This is a genomic window from Streptomyces sp. WI03-4A, assembly GCF_033792105.1.
GTDB classification, from domain to species: Bacteria; Actinomycetota; Actinomycetes; order Streptomycetales; family Streptomycetaceae; genus Streptomyces; species Streptomyces collinus_A.
Map to the genome: position 1 here is coordinate 90,043 of NZ_JARAUO010000011.1, position 12,753 is coordinate 102,795.

The 12,753-nt window shown below is 66.9% G+C and carries 11 protein-coding genes, 1 tRNA gene and 1 pseudogene; 4 read left to right on the forward strand and 9 right to left on the reverse strand.

Annotated elements, in window-relative coordinates; translation table 11 throughout:
• Positions 1-70: 70 nt before the first annotated feature.
• On the reverse strand, positions 71-1,678 hold the full coding sequence (locus tag PV343_RS14615) for a dynamin family protein (RefSeq protein ID WP_319147329.1): 1,608 nt from the start codon (positions 1,676-1,678) through the stop codon (positions 71-73).
• 271 nt (positions 1,679-1,949) lie between these two features.
• Here PV343_RS14615 and PV343_RS14620 point away from each other — a divergent pair.
• Positions 1,950-2,025, forward strand: a tRNA-Arg gene (locus tag PV343_RS14620).
• 178 nt (positions 2,026-2,203) lie between these two features.
• On the opposite strand, the gene PV343_RS14625 is transcribed toward PV343_RS14620, so the two are convergent.
• Positions 2,204-2,665, reverse strand: a complete 462-nt coding sequence (locus PV343_RS14625; RefSeq protein WP_319147330.1) for a hypothetical protein — start codon at positions 2,663-2,665, stop codon at positions 2,204-2,206.
• On the reverse strand, positions 2,626-3,519 hold the full coding sequence (locus tag PV343_RS14630) for a hypothetical protein (protein ID WP_319147331.1): 894 nt from the start codon (positions 3,517-3,519) through the stop codon (positions 2,626-2,628). Before PV343_RS14630 ends, PV343_RS14625 begins: the two co-directional genes overlap by 40 nt.
• Positions 3,520-4,522: 1,003 nt before the next feature.
• On the opposite strand from PV343_RS14630, the gene PV343_RS14635 reads away from it, so the two are divergent.
• Positions 4,523-4,834 carry a hypothetical protein gene (locus PV343_RS14635; protein WP_319147332.1) on the forward strand — a complete coding sequence of 104 codons (312 nt, stop codon included), beginning with the start codon at positions 4,523-4,525 and terminating at the stop codon, positions 4,832-4,834.
• Here PV343_RS14635 and PV343_RS14640 read toward each other — a convergent pair.
• A complete protein-coding gene (locus PV343_RS14640; RefSeq protein WP_319147333.1) occupies positions 4,812-5,108 on the reverse strand; it encodes a GYD domain-containing protein in 297 nt (98 codons plus the stop codon). The two genes, PV343_RS14635 and PV343_RS14640, sit on opposite strands and share 23 nt — an antisense overlap.
• 355 nt (positions 5,109-5,463) lie before the next feature.
• Between PV343_RS14640 and PV343_RS14645 the strand changes: the two genes are divergently transcribed.
• Complete coding sequence (locus tag PV343_RS14645) at positions 5,464-5,760, forward strand: hypothetical protein (protein ID WP_319147334.1); 297 nt, start codon at positions 5,464-5,466, stop codon at positions 5,758-5,760.
• Positions 5,761-6,274: 514 nt separating this feature from the next.
• Here PV343_RS14645 and PV343_RS14650 read toward each other — a convergent pair.
• The 4 genes and pseudogenes from PV343_RS14650 to PV343_RS14665 all read right to left on the reverse strand — a co-directional run bounded on the left by PV343_RS14650 (position 6,275) and on the right by PV343_RS14665 (position 10,371).
• Positions 6,275-6,622: a hypothetical protein gene (locus PV343_RS14650; protein ID WP_319147335.1), complete on the reverse strand. Its 348-nt coding sequence runs from the start codon at positions 6,620-6,622 to the stop codon at positions 6,275-6,277.
• Between the two features lie 221 nt (positions 6,623-6,843).
• Positions 6,844-7,082: pseudogene (locus PV343_RS14655) on the reverse strand (site-specific integrase); the annotation flags it as partial.
• 381 nt (positions 7,083-7,463) lie between these two features.
• Positions 7,464-8,414, reverse strand: coding sequence for a hypothetical protein (locus PV343_RS14660; protein WP_319147336.1), 951 nt, complete (start codon positions 8,412-8,414; stop codon positions 7,464-7,466).
• A gap of 1,525 nt (positions 8,415-9,939) precedes the next feature.
• Positions 9,940-10,371: an SMI1/KNR4 family protein gene (locus PV343_RS14665; protein ID WP_319147337.1), complete on the reverse strand. Its 432-nt coding sequence runs from the start codon at positions 10,369-10,371 to the stop codon at positions 9,940-9,942.
• A gap of 1,051 nt (positions 10,372-11,422) precedes the next feature.
• Here PV343_RS14665 and PV343_RS14670 point away from each other — a divergent pair.
• The gene (locus tag PV343_RS14670; RefSeq protein ID WP_319147338.1) at positions 11,423-11,800 is read left to right on the forward strand and encodes a hypothetical protein; all 378 of its coding nucleotides are present in this window, start codon (positions 11,423-11,425) and stop codon (positions 11,798-11,800) included.
• 17 nt (positions 11,801-11,817) lie between these two features.
• Here the strand turns inward: PV343_RS14670 and PV343_RS14675 are convergent, their stop codons facing one another.
• The gene (locus tag PV343_RS14675; protein ID WP_319147339.1) at positions 11,818-12,462 is read right to left on the reverse strand and encodes a GNAT family N-acetyltransferase; all 645 of its coding nucleotides are present in this window, start codon (positions 12,460-12,462) and stop codon (positions 11,818-11,820) included.
• Between the last annotated feature and the right edge of the window lie 291 nt (positions 12,463-12,753).

The following is a 12,753-nucleotide window of genomic DNA, read 5'->3' on the forward strand; positions in this document are numbered from 1 at the left end:
TCAAGTGATCCGAGCGATCGAGCTGATCCATGTGGTCCGTGTGGTCGTGGTCAGTGACGGCGGTCACCGGTCACCTCTCCTTCTGCAGTACGGACAGCGCGGCGATGAGGTCGACTTGGGGCCCGGCGTCGACGCCCAGGGCGTCGAGGGGGGCGAGGCGCCGCTCGCGTTCGGTGTGCATCACGCGGTCGACGTAATCGGTCAGCAGGCGTCCGGAGCGGTCGCGCAGGCGGAGCGCGCCGTGGGCGCCGAGCCGCTCGGCGAGGCCCTCGCCCGAGTTGCGCGCCCGCCGGCCGCCCAGCAGGGCGGTGGCGACGAGGGCGGCGATGGCCTCGGAGTCGGGCGCGGTGCTGCGTTCGAGGTGCCGCACCTCCTCCTCGGCGTACTCCTCCAGCTCGCGCCGCCAGCGCCGTACGGCGAGCCCGATGCGGTGCTCGGCGCTCTCCAGGGAGGGGGCGCGGCCGGTGAGCCCGGGGGCCTCGCCAGCGGGTTCGCGCCGCCAGGTGTCGTCGACACGCTCGTCGGCGGCGGTGACGGCGCACAGCAGCAGGGCGGCGAGGCTTTCGACCAGGGCGTCGAGCAGTTCGCCCGCCGTGCAGTCGAGGGGGAAGGCGCGCCAGCGTTTGAGCGCATCCCCGGCGAGCACGGCCCCGGACTGCAGACGGCCGCGCACGCGCGCGTGCTCGGTGTCGTAGGCGCCGTCGACGGCGGCGGTGAGCCGGAGGGCGGCCGCGTACTGGGCGGCCGCGGCACTGGCCAGTTCGGGGACACGCGACTTCAGCGAGTCGAGCAGGCCGTAGGCGGTGCGGGCCATGACGGTGCGGTGGGCCCCCGCGTCCTGGGCGTGGTGCACGAGCCAGGTGCGCAGAGCGGCCACGGCGCTGGCCGGCAGCAGACCCGCGCCCCAGGCCGACTCGGGCAGCTCGGGCACGGTGAAACGGGGCACCTCGCCGAGCCCGGCCTTGCTGAGCAGGGCGCCGTACTGGCGGGAGACCTCCGAGACGATCTGGTGGGGCACCCGGTCCAGGACGGTCACCAGGGCGGCGTCGTACTCCTTGGCGGTGCGCAGCAGGTGCCAGGGGACGGCGTCCGCGTAGCGTGCGGCGGTGGTGACCATGACCCAGATGTCGGCGGCGCAGATCAGCTGGGCGGCCAGGGCACGGTTGTCGGCGAGCAGGGAGTCGATGTCGGGGGCGTCGAGCAGGGCGAGGCCGCGCGGGAGGGTCTCGGCGGTCTCGATGCGCAGCACGCGCGGCGGGCCGCCGCCGGAGGGCAGCAGATCGTCCCCCGCTTCCCTGTCCGGCACCCACACACGGGTGAGGGCGGGGAGCACGCGGGTGCCGCTGAACCAGTGATGGTCCTCCGGATGGCATACGAGGACTGGTGTGCGGGTCGTCGGCCGCAACACCCCCGCCTCGCTCACCCGCCGGCCCACCAGCGAGTTCACCAGGGTGGACTTGCCCGCCCCGGTGGACCCGCCGACGACCGCCAGCAGGGGCGCCTCGGGCTCCCGTAGCCGGGGCAGCAGATAGTCGTCTAGCTGCGCCAGGAGTTCGTCGCGGTTCGCACGCGCGCGCGGGGCTCCGGCCAAGGGCAGCGGAAAGCGTGCGGCCGCGACACGGTCGCGCAGCGCGGAGAGTGTGTCGAGCAGCTGAGGCCGTACGTCCAAGGTCACCACATGCGAAGAATGCCCAAGTTTAGGGGAATTCTGAAGCATATGGACATCTCAGCGTGCCGATGGAACACAACGGATGTAAGGGATGACTGGGACGGAGGCACAGTCCAGGCATAACGAGTGCACAACACCCGGTGCGTCGGAGGCCAAAAGCGGTGCACGATTCGTACCTGCCTGCGATTATCAGGACCGCTTCACCGAACCTCCACATCGAGCCACGGAGGCGAAGCAACCGGGTCAAGGAACGGGGAGCTTTATCCTTGTCCCGCACCGGGCCCCCGTAGCTCAGTGGATAGAGCAGGCGCCTTCTAAGCGCTTGGCCGCAGGTTCGAGTCCTGCCGGGGGCGCCACCCCTCGCCCTCCCGAACGGGAGGGCTTTTCGCTGGTCAGGGCAGGTGTCAGTCGACACGACGAAGCCCCGGACGCCCTCTCGACGATCAAGGGCGGACTCCGGGGCTGTCCGGCTGTCACCGGGTCTTCGCGGGTGGCCGTGTCGAATACGTGTCGAAGTTCTCGACCGGCGGGAGATCAGCCAGCGCCCGGCTCCTCCTCCGGGAGGTCACCCGCAGCTTCCAGCCGCCGCTTCAAGTCAGGCAGCTGCCCGTCGACGCAGCGGGCGTAGGTCGCCAGGAGCACCGCGACGCTGTTTTTGGCCCACTCGGCCACCTGGGCGGGCGGGATGCCGTCGTTGAGCCACTTCGTCAGGCGCGTGTTCCGGTTGTCATAGACGCGCCGTCCGGTGGGCGACTCGAAGACGTGCGGGGGCAGCACCGCCTTACGCGCACTGCGCCAGGCCCGACGGATGACGGAGCCGGCGAGGATGCCGCCGAACTCCCCTTGGAAGAGCAGATCACCCGGCTGGAGCTGCTCGTCCTCGATGTGCCGGCGCAGGATGCGCGTGAGGGCCGGATGCCCGGGAACGGTGCGCGTCTCACCCTCCGCACGTCCTTTCAGATCGCGTCGCTCGTGGATCTCCCCCTGTCGGTCCATTGCTTCCCGACTTCCGGGGTCGCCGTGTGGATCAGCAGCTCGCACCACTGGTCGCCGGCGCCGGGCACGGGCAGCGTCACGTCCGCCACGCGCATGGCCACGGCTTCCTCCGGCCGGGGCCCGCAGTAGTACAGGGTGGCGAAGAAGGCGTGGAGCCGCTTGCCACCGCGCGGCCGGCGCCGTATCCAGTCGAGGATCGCCGCGGCCTGCTCGGGATTCAGCAGCGACCGCTTGTCGACGGCGTTCGTGGTCTTCGTGACGGCCGTGGACTCCTTGCCCTTGGGCAGGGGGTTGACCCTCAGGATGCGCCGACGGATCGCGTACTTCATGGCGACGTTGAGGATGCGGCGGTTGCGCTTCCTGGACCAAGCCGCCGCCTGCTTGCCGTCGAGGCTCGTGTCGATGGCAAGCAGGACCTGGTCGACCTTCTCGGGGTCCTCCCAGACCGAGACGGGCAGGCAGTTCCGCTCGACCCAACGGAGGATGGCCAGCACGTCCCGGGGCGCGTCCGGGCGTCGGTTGGTGTTGAACGCCCATTCCCGCAGAGCGGTGCGTACGGCCGCTGGTGCGAACTGGGTTGGCTTGGCCCGCAGCAACGCGATGGTGGTCGCGGTCAGCGTCTTGGCCATGTTCTTGCGACTGTTGCCGCCGAGTTGGGGCCAACGGGCGTCCACGTACCCGACGGCGAACCTGTACCAGCTCATGGCGGCCGACTTGGAGCGGTGAGACACCGGCAGACCGGTGGCGATGACGAACGCCTCACCCTTGCCCGTCGCCCGGATGAGTTCCGAGCGGAAGCCCTCGGCGAGCGCGACGGTGTCGAAGGGCTCGCGCCATCGCTTCCCCGCGACCACCCAGCGGACCGTGTACGTGGTCTTCCGAGCACCCTTGTACGTAGAGCTCTTGTAGACGGCTGGAGGGGGCGCCGTTCCCGACTGCCGGTCCGTAGGGGCGTGCGCGGGGAGCTCCCATCCCGTCCACCGCCGACCCAGGCGAAGCCGAGCAGACGCGGCCCATGGCGTCCAGGTCGTTCGTACAGTGGCGCGCTCCACCTGGACGCCATGAACCACTCCCGCTCCACGGTGTGTGGGTCGACGGCGGACGGGATGGGAGCTGGGAGAGGGGTGGGTTGCTGTCGAGCGCTTGTGCTGCGATCGCGGAGAATCTCTGATCTTGCTCAAGGCCCGTAGTCATGCGCATGCCGGAGACATAGGTTCACTTCGACCACGAACGGCAAGGGCGGGGGCGTTCACGCGATGGCGAAGAAGCCGGTACGTGCAGCACTGGGCGATGTCTGGCTCAACTGCCAGGTGTGCCAAGGGGATCTGTTCCGAGAGCGGGATGTCCTGCTCAACAGCACCGGCATGGAGTTCATGAAGTTGGCCTGGGCCGACGAGAACGCCACCGGCCTGATCTGCTGGCGATGCGGTTACGTCCACCTCTTCGCCAACAAGAACATCAAGCTCTACCGAGCGGACAAGTAATGGGCCGCCTGCGGCGGCTGACACCAACAAGCGCGAACGGCAGCAGTCGAAACCGGACCCCATTGAACGATCACCCGAGGCACAGAGGCGGTTGGTCGACGTTGGTAGACCCCTGTGATCGACCTGATAAGGATGAGGCTCGCACTCAGGGCCGCCGTGCCACTCTCGTGCCAGAACGGGCGGGGACTCACGGGGAATCGAGGCGCGGAGGTGTGCCCAGCCAGACTCAGCCGAGACAGGGAATTCGCAGGTCACATGCCTGATCGCCCAACCTCGCTCCCAATACGGTGGTCACACGGCGCCGCTGGCGGCAGCGTTGATGGCATCGGCATTCGGCGGCCCAGCACGGCCCGCCGTCATAGACGATGACCACATGCGTTACTTCAATGGGACGGGTTGGCTCGCGATCTTCACCGGCACGGAAACGATGTCCGGTCGGACCGTCAACGTAGACGCCTGGGACGAGGCGCCAGCCTTGGCCCTCGTCGTCGATCCCCGGCGCGGTACCCGGCGGGCGGTCACGGACTACACGGACTTCTCCCACTTGGAGCGAGCCGACCAGGTAGTGGCTGCCATACCGGGAGGGGGCTGGCGCGCGTACCGGAAGGACGTCACCGCGCCATGGCTGCCCAGAGCCCACTGTGCGACATGGTCTGAGATCGTCAGCCAGCCGCCTTGGCGATGATGCGCTCCATCTCCTCTCGATCGAAGGCCCGCAGAGTCGTGGAACGGACGTTGCCCACCCCACCGACCTGCAGGAGTGCTGCAGCGGCAGTTTCGTCGTCGGGCGCCTCGACGATGGCCACGAGGTCGTATGGACCGACGGTCCAGTAGATGCTCAGGAGCTTCGCCCCGAGGTTCTGTACCGCTGAGCCGAAGGTCTCGGCGCGCTTCGCGGTGTCCTTGTAGTTTCGGACCCCTTGATCGGTCCAGCTCAGCAAGGCGACGTACGTCGGCATGTTCTTTCACCTTCACCAGGAGACAAATCGTCAGGTCAAGTCTGGACATGTGGGCTAGAACCTGCACGAGGTACGCACCCGAACGAGCAATACGACCGACCACAGGCATCGAGGGGCAAGCTGACATCCACGCCTGACATCAACGACAGCAGACACCGCCGGATCGCCGCGGTTCTCGGCGGAGTAGGTGCAGTCATGCAGCCGTAGTGACAGGTGGGCCACATAGATCGGCAGTAGAGCCGCAGGGCACAGGCCCTCAGCCAAACGGGTTTCCCCAGAGGGCTGGCCGTCACGCAAGATGGGGTGTTTGTTTCCGCCGGGCAGTGGCTCTGCTAGGCAACTATGGGGGACTTCGGTGATCATCGCGGCTTCGCACGCTTACGACCCGCACTACCAGCTCCAGACGAGCGTTCAGACGCTGATCGGTGGCGTAGCGTTCATCAGCTTCGGGTTGATGCTCCGACGGAACGGGCGACTGCCATCGCCCCTGGACCTTGGGCAAAAGATCTCAGGCTCGCTGATGACGCAGGAAGGCAAGAGTGCCGGCGTCTTCAGGCTCGGTGGCGTCATGATCGGCGTGGGTTGCTTCTTCCTCTTCGGTACGGTTTGCCTCGTGCTCAGCGCGATGGGCGTCATGGGCCGGCCCTCATGACCAAACGTGCCGTGTCCTGCCCCACGTGCAGCCAGCCCCCGACTGGCACCCCTGCTCGCACACTCCGCTTATGGGACGTTGTGCTGGTATGACGCGACGAGGGCAAGCGTGCAGAAACCCAGCCGGATGGAGTGGCTACTGCCGTCTGCACGGAGGTGGCGGACGAAAGCAGGCGCCCAGGGTCCGTCCATCTCCCACGCCTTCACACATACCATCCGGTGCACAGACACAGCGCCAAAAAGGCGCAGGGGTTGGTTGTGGAAGTTGCGCTACCTCCTCGTGAGTTGGTCCGAGGCACTGCGGAGTTCCATAGGCCGGCGCTGATGAGGCGAGAACCTAGCTCGGGACTTTGTTGGCTGGGCCGTCCCTGGGCCGTCCGAGGACAGCCGACGCCGAACCGACAACGACAGAAGCCCACGGAACCTGAGCAGTTCAGAACCGTGGGCTTCGTCAGTCTCGCTGGTGGGCGAGCACCGCGATCAGTAGATCCGGCTATTGAGATCACCGTGAAGGCTCAGACGTGCGTCTGTTCGTCGGTGGCCGAGTGACGGCCTCCGTACGAGGTGACCAATGCGTCGGCGACGGCCGCCGCGTCTGCGCTTGCTACGTCCGCCGGGTACTCAGGCAGAAGGTCGTCCCAGACCGGCAGCCACGAGCCGTACAGCTGGGCCTGCCCCTCGGGTCGGGCGAAGAACCAGATGTGCAGGTGTGCAGCTCCGTCACCGATCCGGTAGACGTGGGCTCGGGAGATATGCGGTAGTGCCTGCACGTGGCGGACGATGTGAGTGGTCAGCACCCCGAGTTCGGCGGCCATTTCGTCGGACAAATCCGCCATGTCGTAGTGATCGCGGGAGTACAGCATGAGCACTAGCGGCACACCAACGCCCTTGACCTGGGCCAGTCGCCAGCGTTCGTTGAACCAGATGCCTTCGTCTCGGGCTCGGCACACGTCACAGTTCGACGGGTCGTCCCCCCCCGGAGAGATCCGGGGCCTCTGGCGTTTTAGGGGCGTACAGCAGCTGAGTCCGGCAACGGCATCAGCTGGCGCTGCCCATGGCATCGGAGAGCTTGCCGAGCGCGACCGAGCGAGCTGTAGATGTGCCGGGTGTTCTGGAGCGGGATCACCCGGAGCCCGGCGTGCCGAGCCCGCAGGGCGAACATGCGGGTCGGGTTCCCCAGCTCGATCGGCGTCCCGTACCTCGTCGTGATCAGCCCGCGAGTGTCCTGCCACAGTCCCCGGCCGCGTTCCGGTCCCCGGTCTGCTGGGCCCGCCGCATCTGGAGCGCCCGGAGGCAGAACTCGGGGAGCGGAAGGAAGCGTCGGACTTCGGTTCGCCGAAAGGTCAGGAACTGGCGACGTGCCTGCGTCGTTGCAGGATCCACCGGTGTACGGGCGGCGTAATGCCGGCACCCACGATGAATCCGACCGTGACGCTCTGGCTCGCGTACGCGACTACTCCGATAACTGCGCACAGAACCATGCCGATCACCACAAGGCCCACGACCTTAGTGCGCGACGCCAGGTGGTTCACCCAGCTCACAGCCGAGAAAGTCGTGAGATACATGGTGGAGCCGAAAGCGGCCGACGCCAGAACGGTTAGAGCATCCATTCCGCAACCTTTCAAAATCGAAGCCGAGATGCGCCTATCCGGCCATCACGGTCAGCCGCGCTCCCTTTTCGGGATCAATCGGCTGGCGGTCTGTTTACTTGCAGTATCCGTCGCCGCTCTTGCCACTGTAATAGCCGCTTCCGGCCACGGCTGCCGACGGTGAAAGGACTGCCAGCCCGGGGTTGACCTTGATCTTGACGCACTTATCGGCCGCAACCGCGACCCCCGCGATTGCCGCGAGGCTTCGGCCCCCGACGACCGCGGCCGGGTTCGGTATCCAGGACACGACAGTTCCGCCGAGGGCGAGGAGCTTGGTTTCCTTCTTGTTGAAGTACACGGTGCCGGTGATGATGCCCCAGGTGTAGTGGGGGTCGGCGACCACGGGGTAGGCGGTGTCGGGGCCGGTCTCGATGGTCTGGACGAGGGTGTTGCCGTCAAGGCTGTAGCTCGTGGGGACGGAGTTGCCGTTGGCGTCCTTTGCCCAGGGGGTGTCTACGTGACCGCGAATAGCAACGCCTGCGCCGTTCGCCGAAGCGGCGATATCGTAACCGCCGGCTCCATCGGCGACCAGGGTGGCGCCGTCGGGCAGGCCGAGATCGAAGCGCTGAGTGGTAGGAGCAGCGGCGTTCTTGAGGGTGACCAGAGCGCGGGCGCCGCCGTCGACTGTCGCCTGTGTGGCGAGATCGGTGTGCGCGGCCGCGTTGGGATAGACGGTCGTGCCAGCCGCTGAGGTGGTACCTGCGGCGTCGACCGCTGCGGGCAGAGACATCGTCACCATGGAGCCGTCAGAAGCCGCCACGGTCACCCGCCCCTCGGCGCTGGCCGGGGTGGTCACGGTGACGAGCCCGCGATCTGTTGACATGACCGTGCCCGTGGTGCTGCCGGATGCAACGTCCGTGGTGCCGGTGGCGTTCTGCACTGTGGCCACGACCTGGGCCACAGTATCGGCGGCGGGACCGCCATCGGCGGCGAAGGCCGGCGCCGCAGTTCCGGCTATGAGCGCTGTGGTCAGCAGCGCTGCATGAGCCGAATTCTTGAGCTTCACGTGACGTTCCCCCATGTGCATAGCGTCATGTTCGGTGGAGCGAGATGAACAATATCGATCTTGACGGAATGATCAACATATTTGAGCAATCTCAGAGGGTTCCTTGCTTAAACCACCGAACGAGCATGCAAAGATCCGCCGGGCAGCGTCGAGAGGGCAGTTTCACGCCACGGTGACTTGAAATCGTCTATAGAATCACCCTCGGCGACTTGGGTGAGTGCTGGCGATCACACTTCCACCCTGAACCACCATTCGGTTCCGACGCTCGAACCCCGTGGAACCCGATATCTTTTCTGTCCACGGGGGTTGGTGCGGGACAGTGGTCACCCCGTGAAGAGCTGTGCCTCTACATAGACAGACCTTGCCGGAGCACGGACTCGACGTCCCCGCTCTGGCAGCGAGGCGAGGCGTCAGCGGCACTGAGATCACGGACGAGCGGCCGGGACTGGTAGCCGTTGCTGTAGCGCAACGAAGTGCAGCAACCCCAACAACCAGCAGCGTCCGCCACCGGCGCTCAGAGCCCTCCCCGCAGCCTGTATGACCTCCAATGACCGGTCTCTGCAGAGCTACGGATCAGAGGGTGGCCGTGCCCCAACCGTGCCCGATCGAGCGATGAGGCCAGATTTTCAAGTCTGTGTTTCCCGCAGGGTGCGGATCAGTTGCTGACTACGCGGGAGGGGCGTACGGGTTCGCGTTGGACACCGGTGGGCCACCCCAACATGCCACGCGTGGCGGGACAGGAACCCAGTCCGGGCCCCGGTGATCCAGCCACCACCTACCGATGGTGTGGAACTTCTCCTCGAAGCTCCGATCCCAGTTGAGGGACGCCGTGATCGGTGCCCGCAAGCGAGTACGGCGGCCGCCCGCTTCGTAGATCACGACGGTCCGGCTCCCGAAGAGAGAGTCGATCTGGATGGCTTGGACGCTCGACCACGGGATAGTCCGGCGGCGGAGGTTGTGCACGATGGCCGCGGATGGCGTGAGAGTGACCCCGAAGAGCCGGGAGGCGATCGGCACGACACACCACACGAGCAGTTCTGAGACCAGATAGAGGCCAGGCGGTCCCCCGTCCAACCAGAACAGGACCTGGGAGGCCACGATGATGATGCCGGGCAGCATGGACAGGAAGCACTGGAGGGGCGTCAATCGGTACCGGATGTGCGCCGGCGGTATAGCTGCGACCTGCGACTGCTCCATCGATCCCCGCCCCTCACTCGATGTAGCCACTGGTGGCCCATCATCGCGATGGCAGCACGGACCAGGGGCACCGTGTCCATCTGCCTACTCTCGGGAGCTCGGGACGAAGAGGTCATGCCAGACGCATGCCCTGGTGCCCTGCGGAACCTGGGAGCTGGATCACAACCCCTCGGCTGTCGGGTAGCCGAGCGAACGCCGTTCACACATGAGGAGCCTGTACCGGCGGCCCACAGGTCCCCGCAGATCTCCGAGGGAACGACCGAGCAGAAAAGGGTCGGTTGCAGCAACCCGCGTACGTGATCTTCCAAACTAGACACACTGAGGGTGGCTACCGGTACCAGTCGCCATCGCCCCCGAGGGAACGGTGCAGGTAGTCCTCAAGCTCGCGCGCAGCCCACAGCCGACTGTCATCCTCGTGGTCCCAGACGAAGATGTCCGGACGCTCGGGCGTTAGCACGAAGGCAAATTGGTCGCCTCCGCCGTTATCGCCAAAGAACAGCAGGGGGTCGAAGGGCATGTACAGGCCCGGGAACGTATCGGGGGACCAGAACAGCAGGTTCTGCTCCACAATCCGATCCAAGGACCATATGACGTCAGTCCCGTACTCGCCGACGATTCCGTTGGTCTCCGACAGCAGGGCAGCCAACTGCGTCGGCAAGCTTCGCCCGAGACGTCGCTCCGCCTCGGCTAGAGCAGTCGCGTCAATGGGTGCGCGGAACTCGACCTCAGGCAAGACTTCGGCGGCGGCTTCTTTCCACATAGGCGCAGCTTAGGCTCAAAGTCTAAACCGTCCCGGCAACGGGCGCTGTAGAGCAGCGCTGTACCGCAGCCAGGACAGTCGCTCCCGTCCCATATCGTCCCTCGAAGGCTGCGAAGCGACTGGTATGGCCGCTGCTGACGGATCCGGCTGTACTACGGATCAGACACTCGCTCCGTGCCACAGCCGTGCCAGATCGAGTGGGAAGTCATGGGGACTGGGGGTGCGCGACGGCCATGAGGCCAGTCTCCGGCCAAGGAAGGGAATTTGCAGGTAACGGCAGCTATTGCCCCACCTCGCCCCTAAAACGGTGGCCAGCGCCCGCACCCTTCGCGTGCCCGCTCTACGGGACTTGGGCAGCGGCGCTTGACTGGGTCATTGAGACTCCGCTGACGGCGCAAATCGCGCCTGGCTCTCCTTACTCCTGGGGAAACCTGCCGACTCCGCGCAGCATCCTAAAGAGCTGCGTGGGCGAAGCGGTCACGCCCTTACCACCCTCCATGAGCACTTCGCCTTCTCTTGCGAGAGCATGCGACGAGGCATAAATAAACACCGGCTCAGAAAGCCCGTGCTCGCGCATCTCGCGAATAAGTGGATTTGGTCGGGCGCTTCCCTGAGGGGTTACGAGACTCTTAGGAACGTGGGCGCTGTCGCCCGCCCACTCGGTCATCTGCGCCGACGGCGGCGGCCGTGTGCCGGTGCCGCGGTGATGTCGCGGATCACGGGTGAAACTCGCTTTTCGAGCGGCGTGACGGGTGGATACGCTGCGCGGGCCCAGGGTGCTCGCAAGCTCGGGGACGTGGAACCGGCGGTCGTGCTGGCGAGCCCTTGCTTCGTGTGAGTCCGCGATAGTGGGCGACCGTCGGTCCCCTCATCGGGTGCGGGTGCGGGCGGCGACGGTGCCACCGGGCGTCGAGAAACCCGCCGGGGACGAACCGGGCTTCCCCGCCCTCGCCGACGTACAAGGGCAGCGCAGCTCCACGCACGCCGCACCACGTCCGGCGGGTGAGCGAGCCGTTGACCTTCGGTGGACGCGGGCACGAACATGGCGTGCGTGAGCAGAGATTGCGAAGTCATCGTCATCGCTTTCGGCGCCCGGGAGGTGATGGAGCCGCTTACCCGCCCCGACGAGCGTCGTGAATGGCACCAGTGCTTCGAACCCATCCCAGGCATGGACGCGTGGGCCATCGACTTCTGGAGGCCCAACTGGACGGGTATCCTGGCCTACTTGGAGCAGATGCCCTGGCCCTCTCCGCAGTCGGTTCAGATCCTTCTCCGCGATCAGGACGACGACTGCTTCGGGCTCTGGATGCTGCATGAGGGGAAGCTGAAGGAGGTTCCGCTCCCCTGTACCGTCCGGGAGGGCAACGACGTGGCTCCGCTGGGGTCGATGCTCACTCGTACGGACCGGGAGGGGTGTCCCGTCGGCTGACGACCGGGCGCGCTCCGTCAGCCGATGCCCAGGACGGGCAGGCATTCCTCGACTCCGGTCAGGTCGATGTCGTCCCGGCGGGTCCCTTCCCACGCCTCCCTCGTGAGACGCCACTGCTGGATCCTCGCGGGCTCGCCTCGGCGGGTGTCCCAGTCCGTGCCGTTCGGTTCGTAGCCCAGGGCCTGGGAGATGCGGTTGGACGCCTTGTTGTCGATGAAGGCGTCGCTGCCCGCCTCCCGTGCCCCCAGGCCGGCGAAGGCCAGGTGCAGGATCGCCGCCCGCATCTCCTTGCCCAGCCCCTGTCCGCGGCTGCCGGGGGCGAGCCACGAAAAGCTGGACACCGTGCCGAACCGTGTGAAGTTCCTGCCGATGAGGTCCTGCATGCCGACCGGTTCGCCGTCGAGGAGCACGGCGAAGTAGAGCCGCCACGAATCCGGGCTCACCCGGGCGCGGCCGGCCCAGATGCCGCGCAACCACCGCCACTCGCGTTCGGGGTTGTCGGCGTAGAACGAGATCGGGTCGTCGAACGGCCACGGCTCCGCGTCGGCGACCCCGGCGCGGACGAGCGGCACGAGGCGTTCCAGCAGTTCGTCGGAGGCGCCGGCCAGTGTCAGGCGCGGCGTGCGGACTTCGACGTTCAGCGGGGGATAGGTGTGGGCCACGCCCGGACGGTAGTCAGCCCGCCCCGGCCGCCGCATCCGGTTTTCCCGGGTGCGGCCGCACCCGGGAGAGCGCCCGACCGACCGCCCACGGCGAGCGCGAGGGGTCCGGCGCCAACCGGCTGTCGCCGGGCCTGTACGGGCCGGGCGCCGTGCGGGGCCACCGCCGGTGGCTACAGCTTGCCCGGCGAGCGCAGGAAGGTGATCTGCGTCCAGTCGGTGGCGAAGCTGCCCGCGGGGAAGACCCTGACGTCCGCGAGGCCGTTGTCGGCGTCGACCGAGCCGACGCAGCCC

Bases quoted from the DNA above. Each gene is read 5' to 3' on its own strand.
- PV343_RS14625 (WP_319147330.1), bottom strand. From the start codon at position 2,665: ATGGACCGACAGGGGGAGATCCACGAGCGACGCGATCTGAAAGGACGT.
- PV343_RS14650 (WP_319147335.1), bottom strand. From the start codon at position 6,622: ATGCTGTACTCCCGCGATCACTACGACATGGCGGATTTGTCCGACGAA.
- PV343_RS14665 (WP_319147337.1), bottom strand. From the start codon at position 10,371: ATGTGGAAAGAAGCCGCCGCCGAAGTCTTGCCTGAGGTCGAGTTCCGC.
- PV343_RS14640 (WP_319147333.1), bottom strand. From the start codon at position 5,108: ATGCCGACGTACGTCGCCTTGCTGAGCTGGACCGATCAAGGGGTCCGA.
- PV343_RS14635 (WP_319147332.1), top strand. From the start codon at position 4,523: ATGCGTTACTTCAATGGGACGGGTTGGCTCGCGATCTTCACCGGCACG.